Raw genomic sequence first — 22,753 nt, 5'->3', positions numbered from 1 at the left:
GATTAATAAAATCAAGAAATATTCTTGCTGCTAAAGCTAATAGTAAGCCGAAAATCAAGCGGACAACTTCCAAATTACATTCAATTAAAAGGCGTTTGACTTAAATTGTTTCATCGTTGAAACAAACTTACAAAATAATTTTATAAATTCTATAGAATTAGTATAATTTGTTTAAAAAAATATGATAGTTCCTTTTGGTTCTTGTGTTTTACTTTGTTTGTATGTTCGAGCAAGATGCTTTTGCTATTGGGGTATCCTTGTGGATAACGCGTAGGTTATGCCGGAGGAATTATCTCGGTGACGATTGATGACGAAAAATGTGCGTTGAAAATTGGGGAGGTTTTGAAGAGGGATTTGTATCGTCCTGTGGCTTGATGATAGTTGTGGAAATAGGAAGTGAGTTCTCTCGGCCGGGCTTATACGTAATTATGGAAAAAATAGTTTCCTGTGACAACTGAAACAGCAATTGCGCCAAACCGCTGTTAGTATCGGTTTAATGCGTAAGTTCATAAACAATATTTATACTGTAGTCAATCGATAATTTTATGAAGTCCTCTAAAAAGTTAACTTGATTAATTCGAAAGTAAACTACTTTTGGAGTATGCCACATATTGTATTTTTTAATCAATGGATAACCAGGAATTTTTTCTAAATTTTCTTTTTCAGCCCTATTTAATACACTTCCATTATGAACGATTGAATTTCTAATTGCCTTATACTGTATAATTTCCTGCCATTTGTGAAAATCACTATTAGCAGATTTAACATTACAAACTATATTTAGATATTTTCTACATGTATCTAATTCTCCATTTCCCTTGATATCAACGATTTTTATTGAAGGTTTAAGTTCTTCGTAAGCTAGTTCTGCAATTCTGTTTAAATGGTTTTCAAATAAAGAAAAAGTAGATATAAAAAGAGAATTCAAAACCATGTAATTTATATGGTTTTTATAGTGATTATAATGATCAAAATGTTCATCAGCAAGTTCATTCCAAATTTCACGGACTCCGATACTATTTTCATTAGACCAAGCTTTAATTTGATTTTCAAATTCTGTAATTTTTATTTCTCTGACATTTTCAATATCACTAAAAATTGATAGCATACTATTAGCGTTGCTCTGAAAGATAAATTTTGAAATTTCTATGTTTTCTAAAAACTTAACACTCCATGTTTTCATTTATACTAGATATGTTCTGATTAAATTGTTGCTGACTTATAGATTGGTCTGATAAAACGACCATTATCCACCCAAAATTAGTTGGCATTGTTTGACAAAAGTAATGTTTATCTATATTTACAAACCTAATGATTTTACTTACTAAAAACAATCCTTTTTAGAGAAACAAAAAGATAATTATCTATTCAAAAGACTAATGTTAAATAAAATCCTAAATCCCATTCCCTAAATCTTAAATAAATTATCTTTGCGCACTGAAAAATGCCTCTATGAAATTTGATTTATTACAAAAAGATCCACATACCAAAGCCAGAGCAGGAAGTATCACTACTGATCACGGCGTGATTGAAACCCCAATTTTTATGCCTGTGGGAACGGTTGCTTCGGTAAAAGGAGTACACCAACGGGAATTGAAAGAAGAAATAAACCCGGATATTATCCTTGGGAATACCTATCATTTATACCTTCGTCCGCAAACCGAAATTTTGGAAAAAGCCGGTGGTTTGCACAAATTCATGAATTGGGACAGAAATATTTTGACTGATTCGGGTGGATATCAAGTGTATTCGCTTTCGGCCAACAGAAAAATAAAGGAAGAAGGCGTAAAATTCAAATCGCATATTGACGGTTCCTATCATTTTTTCACTCCTGAAAACGTGATGGAAATTCAGCGTACCATTGGCGCCGACATCATTATGGCTTTCGACGAATGTACACCTTATCCTTGCGATTACCGTTATGCACAACGCTCGATGCACATGACACACCGTTGGTTGGACAGATGTATCAATCATTTGGAAAAAGTGCCGACAAAATATGGTTATGACCAAACATTTTTCCCAATTATTCAGGGAAGTACTTATAAAGATTTACGCCGACAATCTGCAGAATATATAGCGAATTCTGGTCAACAGGGGAACGCCATTGGAGGACTTTCGGTAGGAGAGCCAGCCGAGGAAATGTATGCGATGACCGAAGTGGTTTGTGAAATTCTTCCGGAAGACAAACCTCGTTATTTGATGGGTGTGGGAACTCCAATCAATATTTTGGAGAATATTGCTTTGGGAATTGACATGTTCGATTGCGTGATGCCAACTAGAAATGCCAGAAACGGAATGCTGTTTACTGCAAACGGAACCATCAACATCAAAAATAAAAAGTGGGAGGCTGATTTTTCGCCTGTGGATGAAATGGGACATACTTTTGTGGACACGGAATATACCAAAGCCTATTTGCGTCACTTGTTTGCCGCCAACGAATACCTAGGAAAACAAATTGCCACGATACACAATCTTGGATTTTATATGTGGTTGGTTCGTGAAGCCAGAAAACATATCTTGGCCGGAGATTTTAGAACCTGGAAAGAAATGATGGTTCGCAACATGAGCCAGAGATTATAATGTTGTTTAATCGGTTATTCGTTTAACCGATTAATCGTTTAACCGATTAAACTTGAATATGTTAACAATAATAGACAGATACATTCTAAAGAAATACCTATCCACTTTTGCGGTGATGTTGGCTTTGTTTGCACCTATTGGGATTATCATTGATGTTTCGGAGAAGGTGAATAAAATGATAGAAAACAAAATTCCGCTTACGGAAATTTTGATCTATTATTATCATTTCACGATCTATTTCATGAATTTGTTGTTTCCGATATTTTTGTTCTTGTCGGTGATTTGGTTTACTTCAAAATTAGCCAACAATACCGAAATCATTGCCATATTGAGTTCGGGGATTTCTTTTACACGATTTTTGAGACCCTACATAATTGGTGCTTCCATCATTTCTGTCTTTGTATTGCTGATGGGATTTTTTATTGTACCAAAAGCCAGTGAAGGGTTCAATAATTTTAGATACACCTATCTCAGGAGTGACGGAAAACAAGCCATGAGAGGCGACAATACCGATGTGTACCGCCAAATTAGCAATGATGAATTTATCTATGTCAATAGTTTCAATACCGAAACCAAAACGGCATACAACTTTAGTTATGAAAAATTCAAAAAAGATAAATTAGAGTATAAAATTTCGGCCAGCAGGATACAATGGAATCCAAAAACCAAGAATTACACGATGTATGATTTCGTGAAAAGAACGGTTGGCGAGCTTGGAGATAAAATCGAGAAAGCCGATAAAAAAGATGCCAAGTATAGTTTTGATTTAGAGGATTTAACCCCCGTGGTTTATATTGCAGAAACATTGACCCTGGGCGAACTCAACCGATTTATCGAAAAAGAAAAAACACGAGGTTCATCCAATGTCAACGTGTATATGGTGGTTTTGTACAAGAAATACAGTATTCCAGTTTCGGCCTTTATTTTGACCATTATTGCCGTTGCGGTTTCTGCAATGAAGCGAAGAGGCGGAATGGGATTGAGTTTGGCCATTGGAATTGGCCTTGCTTTTGCTTTTGTGTTTTTCGACAAAATATTTGGAACCTTGGCTGAAAAGTCAACTTTTCCTCCATTTTTGGCAGTTTGGTTTCCGAATATAGTATTCGGGATTTTGGCAATTTTTTTACTGCGCAATGCAAAAAGGTAAATTAGGAAGCTATTTAAATCTTCATTTAATTGTTTTTATATGGGGATTCACGGCAGTATTGGGTGCTTTAATATCCATAAATGCCGATGCCTTGGTTTGGTATCGAATGCTTTTTGCGTCCGTTTTTTTAGTATTGTTTATTGTTCGTAAAAAGACATCATTCTCCGTTCCGCCAAGGGAATTATTCAAATTGCTTTTCGTGGGACTTTTGATAGCGCTGCACTGGATATTCTTTTTTCAGGCGATTCATGTTTCCAATGTTTCCATCACTTTGGCGGTTTTCTCGCTGGGAGCTTTTTTGGCATCGTTACTTGAACCGTTGTTTTATGGGCGAAAAGTACTTTGGTATGAAGTATTCTTTGGATTGCTGATTGTTGCTGGACTTGGCATAATTCTAAAGGTTGAAATAAACTATTTTGAAGGGATGATGTATGCTTTGGCTTCCATTGTTCTTGGAGTTTTGTTCACGCTCATAAACGGAAAGTTGATTGAAAAACACGAATCTTCGGTTATTACATTCTATGAATTCTTGGCAGGGGTTGTTTTTATTACCATTTATTTTTTGTTCCAAAATAAATTTACTGCGGAATTCTTTATTTTAACAGCCAATGACTGGATTTTATTATTGATTCTGTCATCGATTTGCACCGCTTATGCTTTTACGGCTTCGGTAAAAGTAATGCAGAAACTTTCGCCTTATACCGTAATGTTAACCACAAGTTTAGAACCTGTTTACGGGATTATTTTGGCATATTTCATCATTGGAGGAAAAGAAAAAATGAGCTTCGAGTTTTATCTGGGAGCCTTGTTAATCGTGATTACGGTTATCCTGAACGGCGTTGTCAAGCATTATTTGGCGGATAAAGAATAATGATTTTAAGAGCCTGTTTTTGTCAATTTATTTGCATTTAGATGGCAAATTAACCATTTTGATAATTTTAAATTTTATATTTGCAGTTCAAATCAGAACAAAAAAGCACACACCCTATGGAATATTTAGATTTTGAGCTTCCAATAAAAGAACTTGAAGAACAGTTAGACAAATGTGTAGTTATTGGTCAGGAATCAGATGTTGATGTGACAAACACTTGTAAACAAATCAACAAGAAACTGGAAGAAACCAAAAGGCATATTTATAAAAATCTTACCGCTTGGCAACGAGTACAATTGTCAAGACATCCAAATAGACCTTATACATTAGATCATATCAAAGCACTTTGTGGCGAAACTTTTCTGGAGCTTCACGGCGATAGAGGATTCAAGGACGACAAAGCGATGATTGGTGGTTTGGGAAAAATTGACGGACAATCGTTCATGATTATTGGTCAACAAAAAGGATTCAATACCAAAACACGTCAATACAGAAATTTTGGGATGCCCAATCCGGAAGGTTACAGAAAAGCGTTGCGATTGATGAAAATGGCAGAAAAATTCAATATTCCTGTTTTGACATTGGTGGACACACCGGGAGCCTTTCCTGGAATCGAAGCCGAAGAACGCGGACAAGGAGAAGCCATTGCCAGAAATATTATCGAAATGGTTAGCTTGAAAGTGCCCATCATAGTTGTTATTGTTGGTGAAGGAGCCTCTGGTGGTGCATTGGGAATTGGTGTTGGAGATAGAGTTTACATGATGGAAAACACTTGGTATTCCGTTATTTCTCCAGAATCTTGTTCTTCTATTTTATGGAAGAGCTGGGATTACAAAGAACAAGCTGCCGAAGCCTTGAAATTGACTTCAGCGGACATGAAAAAACAAAAATTAGTGGATGATATTATCCCGGAACCACTAGGTGGAGCCCACTACGATAGAGAAGCGGCTTTCAAAACCGTGGAGCAATATATCATGAAAGGATTTAACGAGTTGAAAGACTTATCAACAGAAGAATTAGTCGCCCAAAGAATGAAGAAATACCTCGAAATGGGCGAGTATTCAGACTAAAAATCTTACAAATTTATAATTAATCCGAAGCCTTGCCGTTTCGGATTTTTTTTTGGTTATGAACAAAAAAAGTTCGCTTATTAACAATTATTTCTAATAAGTCAATAGTAAAGTTTTTTTAATTTTAGTTACTTTCGCTCTATGGAAAATGTCAAGAATATAAACCCAATTAGAATAGATAAAACAACCATTATCAACCTTGAAAAAGGCAAATTGCAACCTCAAGTTTTGGAGCTGGAAGAGGCTGTGCTTGGTGCGATGATGATTGACAAGAAAGGTGTGGATGATGTAATCGACATTTTGCAAGCCGATGCTTTTTATAAAGATTCCCATAAATATATTTTTGAGGCTATTGTTCAACTCTTTACGGACACGCAGCCTATTGACTTATTAACCGTTTCGGCGCAGCTCAAAAAAAACGGAAAATTGGAGCTTGCAGGAGGTGATTTTTACTTAATTCAACTAACGCAGAAAATTTCGTCTTCGGCACACATTGAATTTCACTCCAGAATCATTCTCCAGAAATTTATTCAACGCAGTTTGATTCGGATTTCTACCGAAATTATCGAAGATTCTTACGATGAAACCACAGATGTTTTTGATTTATTGGACAAAGCCGAATCGAAACTATACGAAGTTACCCAAGGAAACATAAAACGTAGTTCCGAAACTGCCCAAAGTTTGGTGTTGCAAGCCAAAAAAAGAATTGAAGAAATTAGTAAACAAGAAGGATTGAGTGGAGTAGAAACTGGTTTTACCAATCTTGACAAACTAACTTCCGGTTGGCAACCTAGCGATTTAATTATCATTGCGGCTAGACCTGCGATGGGAAAAACCGCTTTCGTACTTTCGATGGCGAGAAATATTGCAATCGATTACGGACATCCAGTTGCCTTGTTTTCCCTGGAGATGGCGTCGGTACAGTTGATTACCCGTTTGATTTCGTCTGAAACCGGTTTGTCTTCGGAGAAATTGCGTACCGGTAAATTGGAACCACACGAATGGACGATGTTGAGTACTAAAGTCAAGAATTTGGAAAAAGCCCCTTTGTTTATTGACGATACGCCATCACTTTCTATTTTTGATTTACGTGCCAAATCCAGACGTTTGGTTTCGCAACACGGCATCAAAATCATCATTGTCGATTATTTGCAATTGATGACCGCCGGAGGAAATGGTAAAGGTGGAGGAAACAGGGAACAGGAGATTTCGACAATTTCTCGAAACTTGAAAGCATTGGCCAAGGAATTGAATGTTCCCGTAATAGCACTTTCACAGTTGTCGCGTGCCGTTGAAACCCGTGGGTCCAGCAAAAGACCGTTGCTTTCCGACCTTCGTGAATCGGGTGCAATTGAGCAAGATGCCGATATCGTTTCGTTTTTATACCGTCCGGAATATTACAAAATTGACGAATGGGATGACGACGAAGCTTCGCCAACTGCTGGTCAGGCAGAAATAATGATAGCTAAACACCGTAATGGTGGTATCGAAAATGTTCGATTGAAATTTATTGGTCATTTGGGGAAATTCGACAACCTTGATGACTACAGCGGAAGTTATGACGATTTGCCTTCGAGCATGAACCACAACCACGACGAGAATCCTTTCCAAACCAAAAATCTTCCATCGCCCAATGAAGCCTTCGGCAGTAATTTGAACGACGACGATGATGATATGCCATTTTAGAATATAAATTGAATTCGCTTGAAAAAGCGAATTTTTTTATGCTTTTTCGTCCAATAAAAAACCTGTATATTTGGGGAAGTAAAGCGGATTGGCGTAGTAAATAAAAATTTCAAAATGGTTTCGAAAAAGATACTCTTATTGGTTTTGATCCTGATTTCCTTTTCGGTAAAAGCTTCTTTTGTTTTGTTGCCAATGGACGAAACCACACAGCAAAATCATCTGAAAGCCTACGGAATTACCTATTGGTGCATCGATAAAAAATACAAGGCCAGTTGGTTGCTCAATTACCGTGGCGGTTCTTTTTTATTGGCAGATGCTCCAGAAATTCGAAAAGAATGCCAAATTAGAGGCGTGAGTTTTGAAGTGTTGAGCGATGCCGAAGCCAATCAAATTCTGGAAGAAATAGCCAGTCCTTCCCAAAATATGGAAGCTGTTGTACTCGAAAAAGCCCCTAAAGTTGCCGTTTATACACCCAAAGGAAAACAACCTTGGGATGATGCTGTGACCTTGGTCTTGACCTATGCCGAAATTCCATTTACGCCCATTTACGACGAGGAAGTTTTGGCAGACCAACTCTTGCTTTACGATTGGCTGCATTTGCATCACGAAGATTTCACTGGGCAATACGGGAAGTTTTTCGGTTCCAACAGAAATTCTCCTTGGTACATAGACCAAAAAAAGGATGCAGAAGTTTTGGCAACCAAATTGGGCTATAAAAAAGTTTCGGAAGAAAAGTTGGCCGTAGCCAAAAAAATAAGAGATTTTGTTATTGGTGGGGGATTTATGTTTGCCATGTGTTCTGCAACGGATAGTTTTGACATTGCTTTGGCAGCAGATGGAGTTGATATTTGCGAATCGATGTTTGACGGCGATGCGAGTGAAGCCAATTACCAATCCAAAATAAATTATGCCAATTCCTTTGCGTTCAAGAATTTTGTTTTAGACAGAAAGCCCGAGCATTATGAATTCTCGGATATTGACATGACCGAAAAAAGGATGGTTCCAATGGAGAAAGACTATTTTACCCTGATGGAATTTTCGGCCAAATGGGATCCGATTCCCAGTATGTTGTGTCAAAATCATACCCAGTTGATCAAAGGGTTTATGGGGCAGACAACAGCGTTTGAACAAACTCTTATTAAATCGAATGTGTTGGTGATGGGAACTTGTGAACTCAATGGTGAATCACGTTACATTCATGGCGAAAAAGGCAAAGGAATGTTCACTTTTTATGGAGGTCACGATCCCGAAGATTATCAGCATAGAGTGGGAGATCCGGTTACGGTTCTTGATTTGCATCCCAATTCTCCAGGGTATCGATTGATTTTGAACAATGTGTTGTTTCCTGCTGCCAGAAAAAAGAAACAGAAAACCTAATACCAAATATTTTCCTTTCTATTAAAAAATCAACCTTTTTTTCTAGGTGATTTTATCTTTCAATATGATTTTTATCATACTTCAATCTTTTTTAAGTGCGTTAATTTGTCTTAAATAAGGATGAGGTTATTCTGTTAAAAATTATTTTTATGTTGAAGTTTGGAATTGTAATATTAGTTGCGCTATTTCCTTTAATCGGTATGGGACAAGTGCAAAATGAAAAAGTAATTAAACAACAGTCACAATCTTGGTTTGCTTTAAACAATAACATTACATTCAATAAACATTGGGGCGTCTTGGCAGATTTTCAGTTGAGAAGGAATGAGTTTTTGGATACGGACAGCTTTTACTATCTTAGGGGAGCAGCGGCTTATACAACTGAAAACAAACAGACAATTGCCTTGGGTTATGGTCATGTATGGAATGCTCCATCGAATCCTAATTGCACTACTTTTTCGAATGAAGATTTTATTTTTCAGATGTATGATTTTAGTTCTAAAATGGGCAAAGTGTCCGTCTTGAATCGATTTCGAAATGAACAACGTTGGCAACAAGTAATTGTTGATGATGTTTGGACGGGGGACAAGGTATTCTCGGACAGGGTTAGGTATTTGGTAAGTTTTGATATTCCAATTTTCAAGAAAAAAACAATGCCATCACTTGTTGTTTCAAATGAGATTTTGCTTCAATTTGGCAAAGAAATTGTGTACAACACCTTTGACCAGAATTGGTTTTTTGTAGGAATAAAACAGTCGATTACTCCTAAACTCAGTTTTGATTTTGGCTACATGAATGTCTATCAACAAAAAAAATCAGGCTATCAATATAATATGAATCACACCTTGAGATTGTTCTTTTATTACAGAAACAACGTGAATTCATTGACCCATTTTGGGCATCATTCATAGGTCTGTAAAATAATAGAAAACTTACACTTTACATCTAAGAATTTCTTCTTCAAATTAACCGTGCAGATAGAAGTACTGATAAAGTATTTTGGTGTTTTTTTAATTGGTTACGATGCGTCTCTTGCTGGTTGACAATTTTTTCTCCTTTATGGGTTTGTCGGCTTTGGTGGCTTCTGTTTTTCTTCTTGCTAATTCATCGTCATCCAGTTTGTAATTTTGGATGGTGTATTCAACTCGTGGCTGTTCTTTTATTTCTGGTTTAGAATGACAAGAAAACAAGATGAAGCAAAAGAATACAAATTGGATTAGGTTATGTTTTTTCATTTTGTTTATTAAGTAAGGCAGGTGTTGGCTATTTTTATTTGAATTTTACAAATCATTTTTATTTGTTTTTTTGTCAAGAAGTTTTTTTCTTGGGCATCAAATAGTTGGGCACATAATGCTTCCGATTTAGCTTTCATATACGGATATTTCGACAGTGAATTTGAATTGCCTTCAATTGATTTTTTGTAATGTTTGATGTACTCTTTTGTGTAATTATTGTAGTCAATCAGACATTTGTCCCATTTGGTATTCAAGGGTTTGTCAGTAGTGCCATTGTCCACGATTTTCGAGGTAATTCTTGAATTATTTTCGTCCATAATTTTTTATAAATAGGATTTGATATTCGAATTAGCCCAAAAAGAATTTCAGGTTATCGATAGCTATAACTTTTTGTACCTATTTTTTATGGCCGATAGCAGAAAAATAATCTGGAGGGCAACCATTAATGGAATAAGGGGAATTTTCCAATTGATATTTATCCAGCTTATTTTTATTAAAAACAAAATGATGGATGTCATGGCTCCTGCAGTTATAATAATTGCAGCGATTAAATTAGTGTTTTTTGTAAAGTTCATTTTTGGGGAAAATGACTTTGTTTTACTGTTGGTTTTCATTGTAGGTTATTAAATATCGACAAAAATAAATCCAATAAAAACAGTATCCTTACGGAAAACCGTAAAGAGTCAAAAAAAATAAATAAAATAAATGGAAAGACAATTATACCAAACCCAAGTCTTTGGCAATGGCAATGAGATGCACGTTATTGTTGGCTTTTAAGTATATTTTTAGCCTGTTGATGCGTTTTTCCAGACTGCTGCTGCCATTCGGAGCGACACCCGTGTTCTTGAATTCTGTCGATATTTCATTCAAAATATATCCTTTGGACAATAATTTTAGAATTTCGATATCATAAGTTTCAATTTCGATTAGTGATTTGCTTCTTAAAGCATGGGACAAACCTGTAGAAACTATTTTTGAATTGGTGTTGAAAATTTCAGAGATGGCTCTTTTAAGTTCTGGAATACTGTCTCTTCCTTTTGTAACATAGGCATTTATTCCTAAATTGTTAAAAAGGGATTTCACCCTGAAAGATTTGTCTTCGATAGAAAAAACGATGGTCTTGATGTCAGGCTGTATTTTTTTTATGGCGGCAATTAATTCTTCACCAGAGTTCAATTTGTTATCCCGATGATCCGTTTTGAACGATAAATCGCTGACCAATAAATCATAAGGAGCATTGTCGTGAATGGCTTTTTTTACTTTCAAAAAAGCATCGTCACAGTACTTGGCATGGTGAATTTCGGAAACCGAAAGTTCAGCCAGTGCTTGTCCGACCGTAATACTGATGCTGTCAAAATCTTCGGCTACTAAAACTTTTTTGAACATATAAAGAGTTGATTACGCAGGAATTGTAAAACTAGTTTTGAATCCCTTGTTTGATTTAGTGTCAAATGTAATAGTTCCGTTTATGGACAGAATACGGTTTTCCACATTTTGCAGTCCATTTTTTGAATTTATATTGTCGAGTACCACTCCAATCCCGTTGTCACTGTAATCTATTTGTAATTTATTGTCACTTTTTTTGAAAGTGATTACGGCTAAACTGCATTGACTGTGCTTTTTCATGTTGACCAATAATTCCTGGATAACCCGATAAATAATTATTTTTTTGTCACGTTCTAATGCGTGCCAATTGACGGAATCTATTCCATTGGTCAATATGGTAATAGCAGATGTATTGAATCCGGACATCATTTCTTTCAATCCTTCAACGAATTTTGTACCAGTATCGACAATGCTGTTTTCCTTGGAAATATTGCGGGTTCTGGAATAGATGGCGTCTAAATTATTGAGTAAAGATTCCTTGTTTTGACTGGTGGACAAATCCTGTGTTTCGGCAAAAGCCATCGTGTGATAAACATCGTTTGCCAATTCGTCGTGCAATTTTTTGGCAATCCGGGTTTCGGTGTCGTAGGAAGTCTGTATTTTTTCTTTTTTGTTTATTGCTTTTAAAAAATAGTAAATAAAAATAATGGAGAGAATTCCCGATATAACCAGAAAATTCAAGATCAGGTTTTGGTTTTTTTGTTTTTCCAATTCAAGGGCAGTTTCGGCTTTCTGAGTTTTTAATCTTAGATTTTCTTCCTTGTCCTCTTTGGAATCGTATTTTATTTTGGCAAATTGATTTTTGTTTGTTTGTCTTGATTTTACGAGGCTATCATTAATTCGGATATAATCTAATGAATATTTTTTCAATTGGTTTCCAGAACTGTTCTCTATTATGAGCTTCAAGGATTGGAGTCGATCATCTGTATTGTTTACTTTTGTAGCCTTTTCATAAGCTAGTTTTGCATATTGATTTGCTAGTTTTGCATTGCCTTTTTGATAATATTCAGAAAGATGGATATAGCTTGCAATCAATCCCCAATCATTTTTTTTAGTTTCCCTTATTTTTGTAGCTTGATTTATATAGTCGATTGCTTTTGGATTTCCTGTTTTGAAATACGAATAACCCAAGTTGTCAAGTATTATAGAAAATATTAAGGAATCATTTATAACTTCTTTTTCTAAAATTAAAGGCAATAATATTTTTATAGCCTTCTTGTAATTGTTCATTTCCATATAAACTAGAGCAATATTATTTTTAATACTTGCTTTTCTATATTTATTTGTATTTAAATTTAGAGCTACATTGTTATAATGAAGGGCACGTTTATAATCTAAAGTGTGTAAATAATTAATGCCTAATGTTGTGTAGACACCCCAATGGTGATTTGGTTTTGGATTGTTTTTCAAAAAATGAAATGCTTCAAGAACCGTAGTTTCGCTACTGGAATAATCTCCTTGATTTTGTTCAATAGTTGCCAGATTTATTATGGAATAAATAATTTTGGCTGTGTCTTTTTTTACGTCACAGAGAGACTTTGCTTTGCTGAAATAATAATAAGAACTATCATATTTCGCAATTTTATAGTGTTTTTCACCTAACTCGATAAGACGATTGATTTCGGTAAGATTGCTCTTTTTTTCGAGCTTCTTTATGGACTTCTTTTCGCAGGATTGTAGTGCAAAAAATACTGCCAATAAAACAAAAATCGGGAAATGGAACTTCTTGAAAATCATAGTTCAAAATTATAGAAATTAATCATAAATAGAGATAAATTTGCTTAAAAATTTCATTTGGCCTATGGTTTACAAAAAGAAACAGGAATGCTCAAATTATATCCTGAAACGAGAAAATTGTAAATACCAAAACTGAATACAGGATTGAAAAGTATATTTTATTCAGTAATGTGGAAGGATAAAAAAAACAGTGGTAAACTTCTGTTTACCACTGTTTTGGAATTGTGATTTTGTTTATAATTAATGTCTTAAATCGGCTACTGAAAATTTAGGGTTTTTGTCGTCCCTGATATACATTACGTCAGTATAAAAAGTTACTTTGCCCGTTTCAATGTCGTGCATGGCGCCGACAACTCCAATTGTTCCGTTTTCAACCATTTGCTCCAGAATAAAACTGCGCTCGATGATGTTTTTTACGGTTCGTTTTACATTTATTGTGGATACATTTTCTACAAAGCCAGCGTTTTTGGAAGTTCTGTCGCTCTTGGTAGTTTTTTCTTGGTAAACGGCCGGCTGTATTTTTGACAGCAATTCGGTAAGATTACCCATTTCCACATGGTCGCAAGCTCCTTTTATGGCGCCACATTTGGTGTGCCCCAACACGACAATAAGTTTGGAGCCTGCTAATTTGCAAGCAAATTCCATACTTCCCAATATATCGGTATTGACAACATTTCCTGCAATTCTTACTGAAAAAATATCACCTAGGCCTTGGTCAAAAATCAATTCGGCCGAAGTTCTGCTGTCAATGCAACTTAGTATGGTGGCAAATGGCCATTGCCCTTCTATCGTGTCATTTGCTTGTTGCAATAAATTTCTATTGGCTTTTAAATTTTTAATAAAACGGTCATTTCCGTCTTGTAATATTTCTAATGCTTTTCTTGGAGTTATTTGTGCTTGGGTTTCTTTGGTCTGTGTTTTCATTTTGTGTAGTATCTAAATTAATAGTTTATCAATTTTTAGTTTTGGGATATGAATACATGTTTCTCTTCTTCACCAGTATTTTTAAGTTCGTATTCTTTTTTGAATCCAACTAGTTTTACTTTTATATTTTCTTCTTTGGCCCTGATTTTTTTGAATTCTTTGATTAAATCTAAAACGTCATGAGCAATATAGACCGTATTTTCGGCATTGATGATTACTTTTGAATTTTCAGGAATTTTACCTAATGTCAATTTAATGGCAGCTTTGTTCAAGAAAGATACTTCTTGGGCTAAATCTATATGAATGACGTCGCCATCATGATATTCTTCTTTTCGGAAGTAGTAGGCTCTTTTCATGTTTCCTCTCAAGATGGCTATAACGCAAATGACCATTCCTAGAGTAACTCCTTTCAATAAATCTAAAAATACGACTGCTGCAAAAGTGGCTATGAAAGGTACAAACTGATATTTTCCGTTGTCCCAAAAATGTTTAAACGTGGCTGGTTTGGCCAATTTGTATCCAACCATTAACAAAATGGCGGCTAATGTTGCCAATGGTATTTTGTTCAAAATTACCGGAATAGTCACGACACTCAGCAATAATAATATTCCATGTATTATGGTCGACATTTTAGATTTTGCTCCAGCATTATTATTTGCTGAAGAGCGAACCACCACGGAAGTCATGGGCAAACCACCCAAAAGTGAACTCATTAAATTCCCAATTCCTTGGGCTTTCAATTCCATATTGGTGTCTGTGTATCGCTTGTGTTCATCCATTCTGTCGGCAGCTTCAATGCATAATAAAGTTTCTATCGAGGCCACGATGGCAATGGTTAAACCAACAATCCAAACTTTTGGATTAGTAAGGCCTGAAAAGTTGGGGGTCACAATGATTTGTTTGAATTCTTCCAGGCTGGATGGAATTGGCAACGAAACCAAATGCTCTTTTGCTATTGCCAGTGAACTGCCAGAGGAGATGAATATTTCATTCAGTACCACTCCTAGTATCACCGCTATAAGTGCGCCCGGAATTAATTTTAATTTTTTAAGAAAGGGAACTTTGTCCCAAGCAATTAAAATAATCAAGGATAAAGCGGTAATGATTATGGAGCCTAGTTGTATATAATTAAGAATGCCAAATAGGGAAGAAAAAGAATTGTCTCCATTACTTTGCATAAAGGCTTGGTCGCCTTCAAAATCATTGTCGTAACCAAAAGCGTGCGGTAGCTGTTTCAGAATTATTATAACACCAATTCCAGCCAACATTCCTTCAATCACATTAGTCGGAAAATAATTTGAAATACTCCCTGCTTTTAGGAATCCTAATGCCAATTGGATTAAGCCTGCGATAAAAACAGATGTTAAAAAGATGTCAAAAGCTCCTAAATCGCTAATGGCAGTTAACACAATGGCTGTTAAACCTGCCGCTGGACCCGAAACACTGATGTGGGACTTGCTTAAATAACCCACTACTATTCCACCGATAACACCGGCAATAATACCTGAAAACAAAGGTGCACCAGAAGCCATGGCAATACCTAAACATAGCGGTAACGCCACCAAAAAAACCACTAAACCTGAAGCAAAATCAGATTTGAGGTTGGCAAAAAGATTGATTTTTTTTGTCATAATACCTTACTAAAAATTTAATACAAAGATTTTTGTCACATTGAAAAATGCGAGCATTTCGATTTTAAAAAATTAAAATCATAACGATGTATTAGGCTTGTTCGGGCGGGGGAATGAATATCTTGGAAGCAATTTTGTCGTGCTTCGATAAATTCTCGGAGTGGATTAAACCAGAATTTAAATTTGATAAAAGGACAGGAGCATTTACAGTATCAAAATAAAATATGGCTTTAATTTCCTTGTGTGCTTTCTCTTCTTCAGAAAAACTGTAAAATATAGACGTATCGACACCTTTCTTTATTACACTAACAACAGTTGGTGTAGCAAGAAAAGTTATAAAAACAAACAATAATAGTTGTGCCATCATCTTCATAACCGCAAAAATAGAATTTAACTAATGGAATCAAAGTTATTTTGACAAATTTAAAATAAAATTAACATCTGGGTTTCTTTCTTTTTATGATTTATATAACAAGTCTTTTTTTTAAAGGAGTTATCAATGTTCAATAAACCACAATTAGGAATCTTTTAAATTATTCTAATTGTCATTGAATAAAGCAAAGTGTTTTTGCTTGGAAAAATGACTCTTTTCGGGTTTTAAATTAGGTATTATTCATGAATGACTAGTTGACGGGGTGTTTTTTGAATTTTTAATAAAAAAACGATATTTTTAATTTTTTTAGGGGTGTTTGTGGTTTTTAATGATTTAAAATCACTATTATGGCTATTTTTTATCTTTTTTATTGAGTTTGGTTAAAAAAATGGGGGTATAATGAAAAAATAAGATATTGATTTTGTAAAAAAAACTGTTTAAAATATGGAATATATATTATTTAACAATCATTTCTTGTTTATTGATAATTCTTTCGAAAAAGAGTTAAAAAAGTAATTTTTTTGTATTCAAGTAAAATATAAGTTAATAGATTTGCCACAGGTAAAAAGATCTTCCTGCATGAATTTAGGACTGAAAAATGATGTTTTTTTGAAATTTTTGAAAGCATTTTTTAACAGTCGTAATTTTAAAAACAAACAAAACTAAATTAATAATTAAACTAAATTGAACATGAAAAAAGTAGCCCTTATTTTAGCATTAATGCTTACGAGCAGTATGACATTTGCACAGGACGCAGCACCGGCAACAGTATTTGCAGGATCTGCAGACGCATTTTACAAGTATGATTTTTCTACACAAACAACTCAACCAGTTTCTACTAGCTTTACTAACGCTAGCGATTCATTTCAATTGGGTATGGCTTCTGTCGAGGCTTCGCACAAATTCGGTAAAGCATCCGTTTTTGTTGATTTAGGTTTTGGAAGTAGAGCTTCGGAATTTACATATAATGATGATGCAAATACTTTTATGATCAAACAGTTGACATTTACTTATGATGTTTCTGATAAATTTAAAATTACGTTGGGTAGTTTCGGAACTCATGTAGGTTACGAATTATTGGATGCAGTAGACAACAAAAACTACAGTATGTCTTATGCATTTACTAACGGGCCTTTCTTTAATACAGGTGTTAAAGCACAATATACTGCAGGTAAATTCACTATCATGGCTGGGGTTACTAACCCAACCGATTTTAAATCTGCAATTGATGCACAATCAACTCAAAAAACTTTTATCGGTCAATTAGGTTATGTTGGAGAAACTGGAAGTGCTTATTTTAACGTAACTACAGGTAGCAGCAATCCTGCTTCAGACAAAAACGTGACTCAATTTGATTTTGTGGCATCTAAAAAATTAAGCGATAAATTCTCTTTAGGATTTAATGCAACTGTTGCTAATGTAAATGATGATTTCGACAGCAGTTTAGATGGATCTTGGTTCTCTTTAGTTGGATACGCTGGATATGCTATAAAAGACAACCTTAGCTTGGCTTACAGATTAGAGTATTTTGACGATAAAGATGGTCTTTCTGCAAATGCGGTAGGAGGGAATGTATTGGGTAATACTTTGTCTTTAAACTACAAAGTGGGTAATCTAACCATTATTCCAGAGTTTAGATTTGATAATTCTTCGGAAGATACTTTTTTGGATAGTGATGGAGCAGGAACACAATCGAATACATATGTTTTGTTAGCGACTACATATTCGTTCTAATAAGTTAGAAAAACATTTTTTTTTACTGCCAAGATGCAACTTAGTGTCTTGGCAGTTTTTTTTACGTCTTGTTTAGAATGTTTTGATTTTTTGGAACGTAACTATGGAGTTATGTCATTCGGATAGTAATTTACTCTGAATGGGGTTTGAAAATGGTTTTATAGTCATTACAAGGAACGAATCAATCATGTTTCGCGTTTCATTTTATTCTTGCTTTGGTTGAAACGACAATAAATATTAGGAATAGAAAATAGCTAAAGATTGTCAAAATGTTCAAGTGTTTTTGGGCATTGGTGTTAATTCCAATTTTGGAAACACAAGATGTTAAAAACAAGAAAGCGGCCTTTGAAATGATTCAAAGACCGCTTTTTAAACTGTTTTAAGCTAATTATTGTTGCTTCTTGTAGATGTTGTAAATGGTGTTTGTCGTTTTTTCATCTAATACCGAATCAACTTCCGATTGGATATAATGGAGTTTAAATGCCATAATAGCCGAAGGAAGATTTTTGGTGTTGTAACCAATAATTCGCAAACCTTGTTCTACGTTGAAATCGGTTGGAGCCGGTTCTAAAACGTTGTCTGGCCAAATTCCAAAACCATTTATGGCTAAAAGTTTCCAAGGAAACAATGCGCTAGGGTCTTTTTTTCTGGTTGGTGCAATATCGGAATGTCCAATTATGTTTTGTACGGGAATATTGTAGTCTTTTTTTAGTTTTGTCAACAAAGCCAAAAGACTTATTATTTGTTGGTCCGTGAAAGGTTTGATTCCGTTATTGTCCAATTCAATTCCAATTGATGCCGAATTAATATCGCTGTTTTTTCCCCAAGTTGCATTTCCTCCGTGCCAAGCTCTAAGGTAATCGTTTACCATTTGAACCACTCTGCCGTCTTCTGCAATTACGTAATGGGCACTTACCTGAGATGTTGTTTTGGTAAAGGTTTTTAATGTTTGTGCCAATGAATCTTGGGCAGTGTGATGGATAATAATAAAATTAGGTTTCCTAAGATTAAAATTAACAGTGCTGATCCATTCGGTGCTGATTCCGTTTGACAAAACAACGGGCGACTTTATGGACAAAGTGTCCTTGTAAAGCACTAAAGGGTCTACAGGAACAGATTCGTTGGGTAATACGGTAGTACTGCTGGTTTCCAATTTTGCTGGCTCCATCTTTGAAATGGTTTCCTTGTAATTGTGCAACTGCTCTTTGTATGACTTTTCACTTTTTTTATACGGATTCGAAGAGCAAGAAGTAATGATAATTGCTGAAATCAGATAAAAACAAGCTTGTTTTGTAATATGGTTCACGGTATATAAGGTTATTTGGTTTTAAAAAAGAAATTATTCCTGATTCTCTTTCTCTTTTGGTTTCTCCTTTGTTTTGGATTTAGATTTGTCTTTTGATTTTTTCTGGTTTTTTCTGTCTTCTTTAAAAACAAGATATTTTTCTTTTTGTTCCTTGTTCAAAAATTGATTTATTTTTCGATCCGTAGATTCTGAAAGAGCTTGAAAATCTTTCATTTGTTCATCTTGAGTCGAGTCTTGTTTTAATATTCTACCTTGAGTATTGAGGCTTTCTATGAGGACATTGGTTATTGCAATTACTTGGAGTTCGTCAAGATTTAAAGCGGGTTTCATGTCTGCAGTTATTTTGGCAGCAGTCACGTCAGCCGGGATTTCTTTTGGTTTTTCCGGTTGACTTTGTTGATTCATTGCGCTGCCCATTTGGTTCATTCCGCCGCCATAACCATTTCCCCCATAGCCATTTCCTCCGTAACCATTTCCTCCGTATCCGTTTCCGCCATATTGGGCAGAAACACTTGTAACGGATAATAGCATAAATGCAAATACTAGGAATGTTTGTCTTGTTCTCATAGTTAGTATTTTAAAAAAATATAAATTTAGATAGGTTCGGCAAATAAATCAAACTCTGTTGCATCGGTAATTTTTACCATGACAAATTCCCCTGTTTTTACGTAATGTTTTGATGCGTCAATAAGGACTTCATTGTCCACGTCAGGGCTGTCAAATTCAGTTCTTCCAACAAAATGTTCGCCTTCTTTTCTGTCGATGATGCAACGGAAGGTTTTGCCAACTTTCTCTTGGTTCAAATCCCATGAAATTTGTGATTGAATTTCCATGATCTCATTGGCACGGCTTTGTTTTACGTCATCGGGAACATCGTCAACCAAATCGTAGGCACTTGTGTTTTCTTCGTGCGAATAAGTAAAACAACCCAAACGTTCGAACTTCATTTCTTGAACCCAATCCCTCATGATCTCGAAATCTTCCTGTGTTTCACCAGGATAACCCACGATCAATGTGGTTCTGATGGTCATTCCCGGAACTGCTTCGCGGAATTCTTTCAATAATTTTGTTGTTTTTGCTTTCGTGGTACCACGTTTCATCGATTTCAAAATGGAATCTGAAATGTGTTGCAACGGAATATCGATATAATTGCAAATTTTTGGTTCACGCTTCATGATTTCCAAAACATCCATCGGAAAACCGGTAGGGAAAGCATAATGCAAACGAATCCATTCAATTCCTTCCACTTTTACCAAAGCTTCCAGCAATTCGCCAAGATTACGTTTTTTGTATATGTCCAATCCGTAATAAGTCAGATCTTGTGCAATCAAGATTAATTCTTTTACGCCATTTTTTGCCAAACCTTCCGCTTCTTTAACCAATTTTTCGATGGTTTGCGAAACGTGTTTGCCTCGCATAATTGGAATAGCACAAAAACTACAAGGTCTGTCGCAACCTTCGGCAATTTTTAGGTAGGCATAATTTTTTGGAGTCGTTGTCAAACGTTCTCCCAATAATTCGTGTTTATAGTCGGCTCCCAAAGCTTTTAACAAGGAAGGTAATTCGGTAGTTCCAAAAAACTGGTCCACATTGGGAATTTCTTTTTCTAAATCGGGTCTGTAGCGTTCAGATAAACATCCAGTTACGAAAACTTTGTCAACTAATCCTTTTTCTTTTTTGTCTGCATATTCCAGAATCATGTTTACGGATTCTGCCTTGGCATTATCAATAAATCCACAGGTATTAATCACGACGATGTTTCCTTCTTGCTCATGCACGACATCTTTTCCGCTGGCACGAAGTTGTCCCATCAGTACTTCACTGTCATACACATTTTTTGAACACCCAAGAGTGATCACGTTTATTTTGTTCTTTTTTAAAGACTTGGTTCTCATAGCTATATAATCCCGATATTTTGGGAATTTTGCAAAATTACGATTTTTATTTTTAGAAGCGCAAACCTTTATTTATTTACAGGCGTTTTGTCCCGCTGTCCGCTATATCTCTTGTGGCGAACTCCGCCTCAAGAGTATGTCGCTTCCATCGGGGCTATTTTATGACTTTTGGTGTTTCATAAAACCTTTCAAAAACAAAAACCATTTCAATAAATGAAATGGTTTTCTATTAAATCATTCAAAAATACTGTTCGAAAGTTTACATTTCAAACAGGAAAGTCATTGATACGTTGTTGTTTTGGGTATTAATTCTGGCAGCATCCGTAAATCCTTGATTAAAGAAGGGTTGTTGTGAATTTCTGTCTGAATGAGAATAAGCGAAGTCTAACTTGAAAACCCCAAAATTATAACCGAATCCTCCTGAAAAAGCTGTCAAATCGCCAATGGTTGAAGAGTTTTTGTAGGGACTTTGTTCAAAACGGTATCCGCCTCTAAGACTCCATCCGTTTATTTTATATTCGCCACCTATTCTCAGTTCGCTAGTGGTATTGAGAGTGTTGCTCATTTCGTTGTTCAAGCCTCTATAATAAACATCATTGCTAGGTTTGAATTGGGTGTTGCCATAATCTTTTATGGCATAATCAATGCTTAATAATCCAGTTTTTCCAAAAACATAGGCAAAACTTCCGGTAAGCTTCCCTGGAGTTTGTAATTCGTAAGGAGAATAATAATTAATGATATTGGGATTCACGATATCTGCCGGCAGTTCACCATTGATGTTTTCGCTTACAGCCGCAATGTCTTGAGAAAATTCATCACTCAAATGATACCAAGTAGGGGATTCGTAAGCTAATCCTAAACGGACTTCATTGGTAACTTTTGCAATGGCTCCTATTTGAAATGAAAATCCCGTTCCGTAGGTGTATAAGTCATTGTCAAAGGCTATACTTTTTACCGTGAAATCGAGATTAGTGGGGTTGCCGTTTCTTTCGTAAAAAGTAGAGGAGCGATAAAAATCCGTGAAATGTGAATTTAAGTTTATCCCTATATAGATCTGGTCTTTGAATGAGGTGGCCATATTAAAGGAAAGTTTTCCGTTGTAACCATTGGAGTAGACACTATTTTCCTGATAATAATTACCTCCGGGAGTAACGTTTGAAGTGTATTGTGAGTTGTTTGCATCATTTGGATCAACAGGATTGATTATGTAGGCTTGATAACCCAAAAAGGCTTGTTGGGCACCATGGTCTAATTCGCCATAGAAGGAATCTTGCAAGACGGATAATGGTACGCCATCGGCATAACTCAAGAAATAACCATCAACTGAATTGGTTGGGTTTACACCGGCAGAGAACACGGTGTTGTCAAAGTTGTTTATGTTTTCGTAGTTTATCGAAAAAGAGAATTTTTTCCAGTCATTATTGGGGTTATGGTTCCTGAAAACAAAAACGCCTCCGGTTTGATTCATCTCAAAAGCATTGTCGTTGGCCGAAGTATGGGTTCCGAAATAATTGGAATTGTTTTTAGTGTTGAAATTGCTTAAAGTTAAAGTGATTTGGTTGTTTGAAAAAACGGCCGAACCTGCAGGATTTACGTTTATGGAAGATAAATCACCACCAAGGGCTCCAAAAGCACCACCCATGGCTCTAAAACGGGCCGTTCCACTCAAATTATCTTGTGCATAACGCATAGCGTCCGAGATTTCTTGTGATTGGGCAACACTAAAAGAGAGGCCGGCAAATAAAAGGTATATGTATTTTTTCATCTTTAGTTCAATTAGTTTTGAGTTTTTTATTTTAGA

Annotated in this window: 19 protein-coding genes; 8 read left to right on the top strand and 11 right to left on the bottom strand. The window is 35.5% G+C overall.

The features are described from left to right. Positions 1–493 precede the first annotated feature (493 nt). Positions 494–1,183, bottom strand: a complete 690-nt coding sequence (locus tag BUC16_RS15980) for a hypothetical protein (protein ID WP_073371818.1) — start codon at positions 1,181–1,183, stop codon at positions 494–496. A gap of 269 nt (positions 1,184–1,452) precedes the next feature. Between BUC16_RS15980 and tgt the strand changes: the two genes are divergently transcribed. The 7 genes from tgt (at position 1,453) to BUC16_RS15945 (ending at position 9,642) form a co-directional block, all read left to right on the top strand. Continuing rightward, the gene (gene tgt / locus BUC16_RS15975; RefSeq protein ID WP_073371817.1) at positions 1,453–2,583 is read left to right on the top strand and encodes a tRNA guanosine(34) transglycosylase Tgt; all 1,131 of its coding nucleotides are present in this window, start codon (positions 1,453–1,455) and stop codon (positions 2,581–2,583) included. A gap of 58 nt (positions 2,584–2,641) precedes the next feature. Further along, positions 2,642–3,730, top strand: coding sequence for an LptF/LptG family permease (locus BUC16_RS15970; protein WP_073371816.1), 1,089 nt, complete (start codon positions 2,642–2,644; stop codon positions 3,728–3,730). Continuing rightward, positions 3,717–4,601, top strand: coding sequence for a DMT family transporter (locus tag BUC16_RS15965; protein WP_073371815.1), 885 nt, complete (start codon positions 3,717–3,719; stop codon positions 4,599–4,601). The genes BUC16_RS15970 and BUC16_RS15965 overlap by 14 nt, the downstream gene beginning before the upstream one ends. Positions 4,602–4,717: 116 nt before the next feature. After that, on the top strand, positions 4,718–5,671 hold the full coding sequence (locus tag BUC16_RS15960; protein WP_073371814.1) for an acetyl-CoA carboxylase carboxyltransferase subunit alpha: 954 nt from the start codon (positions 4,718–4,720) through the stop codon (positions 5,669–5,671). 141 nt (positions 5,672–5,812) lie between these two features. Continuing rightward, positions 5,813–7,357, top strand: coding sequence for a replicative DNA helicase (dnaB, locus tag BUC16_RS15955; RefSeq protein WP_073371813.1), 1,545 nt, complete (start codon positions 5,813–5,815; stop codon positions 7,355–7,357). Positions 7,358–7,471: 114 nt separating this feature from the next. Next, entirely contained in the window at positions 7,472–8,734 is a 1,263-nt protein-coding gene (locus tag BUC16_RS15950) for an asparagine synthetase B (RefSeq protein ID WP_073371812.1), read from the top strand. 149 nt (positions 8,735–8,883) lie between these two features. After that, a complete protein-coding gene (locus BUC16_RS15945) occupies positions 8,884–9,642 on the top strand; it encodes a DUF2490 domain-containing protein (RefSeq protein WP_084546309.1) in 759 nt (252 codons plus the stop codon). 99 nt (positions 9,643–9,741) lie between these two features. Here the strand turns inward: BUC16_RS15945 and BUC16_RS15940 are convergent, their stop codons facing one another. The 6 genes from BUC16_RS15940 to BUC16_RS15910 form a co-directional block, all read right to left on the bottom strand. Beyond that, positions 9,742–9,966 carry a hypothetical protein gene (locus BUC16_RS15940; protein ID WP_141226187.1) on the bottom strand — a complete coding sequence of 75 codons (225 nt, stop codon included), beginning with the start codon at positions 9,964–9,966 and terminating at the stop codon, positions 9,742–9,744. Between the two features lie 8 nt (positions 9,967–9,974). Further along, positions 9,975–10,283 (bottom strand): hypothetical protein, encoded by a 309-nt coding sequence (locus tag BUC16_RS15935; protein ID WP_073371809.1) that lies wholly within the window; start codon positions 10,281–10,283, stop codon positions 9,975–9,977. A gap of 400 nt (positions 10,284–10,683) precedes the next feature. Next, positions 10,684–11,352, bottom strand: a complete 669-nt coding sequence (locus BUC16_RS15925; protein WP_073371807.1) for a DNA-binding transcriptional response regulator — start codon at positions 11,350–11,352, stop codon at positions 10,684–10,686. Between the two features lie 12 nt (positions 11,353–11,364). Beyond that, positions 11,365–13,089, bottom strand: a complete 1,725-nt coding sequence (locus BUC16_RS15920; protein ID WP_073371806.1) for a tetratricopeptide repeat-containing sensor histidine kinase — start codon at positions 13,087–13,089, stop codon at positions 11,365–11,367. Between the two features lie 240 nt (positions 13,090–13,329). Beyond that, on the bottom strand, positions 13,330–14,013 hold the full coding sequence (locus BUC16_RS15915; protein WP_073371805.1) for a carbonic anhydrase family protein: 684 nt from the start codon (positions 14,011–14,013) through the stop codon (positions 13,330–13,332). Between the two features lie 35 nt (positions 14,014–14,048). Beyond that, positions 14,049–15,644, bottom strand: coding sequence for a SulP family inorganic anion transporter (locus BUC16_RS15910; protein WP_073371804.1), 1,596 nt, complete (start codon positions 15,642–15,644; stop codon positions 14,049–14,051). A gap of 1,063 nt (positions 15,645–16,707) precedes the next feature. Between BUC16_RS15910 and BUC16_RS15900 the strand changes: the two genes are divergently transcribed. Further along, entirely contained in the window at positions 16,708–17,751 is a 1,044-nt protein-coding gene (locus BUC16_RS15900; RefSeq protein ID WP_073371802.1) for an outer membrane beta-barrel protein, read from the top strand. 388 nt (positions 17,752–18,139) lie between these two features. Here BUC16_RS15900 and BUC16_RS15895 read toward each other — a convergent pair whose 3' ends face one another. From BUC16_RS15895 to BUC16_RS15880, 4 genes are all read right to left on the bottom strand, one after another. Next, a complete protein-coding gene (locus tag BUC16_RS15895; protein WP_396181288.1) occupies positions 18,140–19,057 on the bottom strand; it encodes an N-acetylmuramoyl-L-alanine amidase in 918 nt (305 codons plus the stop codon). Positions 19,058–19,090: 33 nt separating this feature from the next. Beyond that, on the bottom strand, positions 19,091–19,624 hold the full coding sequence (locus BUC16_RS15890; RefSeq protein WP_073371801.1) for a hypothetical protein: 534 nt from the start codon (positions 19,622–19,624) through the stop codon (positions 19,091–19,093). Positions 19,625–19,650: 26 nt separating this feature from the next. Beyond that, the gene (gene rimO / locus BUC16_RS15885) at positions 19,651–20,952 is read right to left on the bottom strand and encodes a 30S ribosomal protein S12 methylthiotransferase RimO (protein WP_073371800.1); all 1,302 of its coding nucleotides are present in this window, start codon (positions 20,950–20,952) and stop codon (positions 19,651–19,653) included. 259 nt (positions 20,953–21,211) lie between these two features. After that, positions 21,212–22,717, bottom strand: a complete 1,506-nt coding sequence (locus tag BUC16_RS15880) for an OmpP1/FadL family transporter (RefSeq protein ID WP_073371799.1) — start codon at positions 22,715–22,717, stop codon at positions 21,212–21,214. Positions 22,718–22,753: the final 36 nt, after the last annotated feature.

Origin of the sequence: Flavobacterium fluvii (assembly GCF_900129545.1) — a bacterium.
GTDB classification, from domain to species: Bacteria; Bacteroidota; Bacteroidia; order Flavobacteriales; family Flavobacteriaceae; genus Flavobacterium; species Flavobacterium fluvii.
The sequence above is the reverse complement of the archived record's forward strand: the minus strand, read 5'-3'. Positions and strand labels throughout refer to the sequence as shown.

What these genes read in the sequence shown, in the direction of transcription:
- BUC16_RS15900 (WP_073371802.1), top strand. Translation starts at nt 16,708, where the DNA reads ATGAAAAAAGTAGCCCTTATTTTAGCATTAATGCTTACGAGCAGTATG.
- rimO (WP_073371800.1), bottom strand. Translation starts at nt 20,952, where the DNA reads ATGAGAACCAAGTCTTTAAAAAAGAACAAAATAAACGTGATCACTCTT.
- BUC16_RS15970 (WP_073371816.1), top strand. Translation starts at nt 2,642, where the DNA reads ATGTTAACAATAATAGACAGATACATTCTAAAGAAATACCTATCCACT.
- BUC16_RS15890 (WP_073371801.1), bottom strand. Translation starts at nt 19,624, where the DNA reads ATGAGAACAAGACAAACATTCCTAGTATTTGCATTTATGCTATTATCC.
- dnaB (WP_073371813.1), top strand. Translation starts at nt 5,813, where the DNA reads ATGGAAAATGTCAAGAATATAAACCCAATTAGAATAGATAAAACAACC.
- BUC16_RS15945 (WP_084546309.1), top strand. Translation starts at nt 8,884, where the DNA reads ATGTTGAAGTTTGGAATTGTAATATTAGTTGCGCTATTTCCTTTAATC.
- BUC16_RS15980 (WP_073371818.1), bottom strand. Translation starts at nt 1,183, where the DNA reads ATGAAAACATGGAGTGTTAAGTTTTTAGAAAACATAGAAATTTCAAAA.
- BUC16_RS15920 (WP_073371806.1), bottom strand. Translation starts at nt 13,089, where the DNA reads ATGATTTTCAAGAAGTTCCATTTCCCGATTTTTGTTTTATTGGCAGTA.
- BUC16_RS15910 (WP_073371804.1), bottom strand. Translation starts at nt 15,644, where the DNA reads ATGACAAAAAAAATCAATCTTTTTGCCAACCTCAAATCTGATTTTGCT.
- BUC16_RS15935 (WP_073371809.1), bottom strand. Translation starts at nt 10,283, where the DNA reads ATGGACGAAAATAATTCAAGAATTACCTCGAAAATCGTGGACAATGGC.
- BUC16_RS15965 (WP_073371815.1), top strand. Translation starts at nt 3,717, where the DNA reads ATGCAAAAAGGTAAATTAGGAAGCTATTTAAATCTTCATTTAATTGTT.
- BUC16_RS15950 (WP_073371812.1), top strand. Translation starts at nt 7,472, where the DNA reads ATGGTTTCGAAAAAGATACTCTTATTGGTTTTGATCCTGATTTCCTTT.
- BUC16_RS15940 (WP_141226187.1), bottom strand. Translation starts at nt 9,966, where the DNA reads ATGAAAAAACATAACCTAATCCAATTTGTATTCTTTTGCTTCATCTTG.
- BUC16_RS15960 (WP_073371814.1), top strand. Translation starts at nt 4,718, where the DNA reads ATGGAATATTTAGATTTTGAGCTTCCAATAAAAGAACTTGAAGAACAG.
- BUC16_RS15925 (WP_073371807.1), bottom strand. Translation starts at nt 11,352, where the DNA reads ATGTTCAAAAAAGTTTTAGTAGCCGAAGATTTTGACAGCATCAGTATT.
- BUC16_RS15880 (WP_073371799.1), bottom strand. Translation starts at nt 22,717, where the DNA reads ATGAAAAAATACATATACCTTTTATTTGCCGGCCTCTCTTTTAGTGTT.
- BUC16_RS15915 (WP_073371805.1), bottom strand. Translation starts at nt 14,013, where the DNA reads ATGAAAACACAGACCAAAGAAACCCAAGCACAAATAACTCCAAGAAAA.
- tgt (WP_073371817.1), top strand. Translation starts at nt 1,453, where the DNA reads ATGAAATTTGATTTATTACAAAAAGATCCACATACCAAAGCCAGAGCA.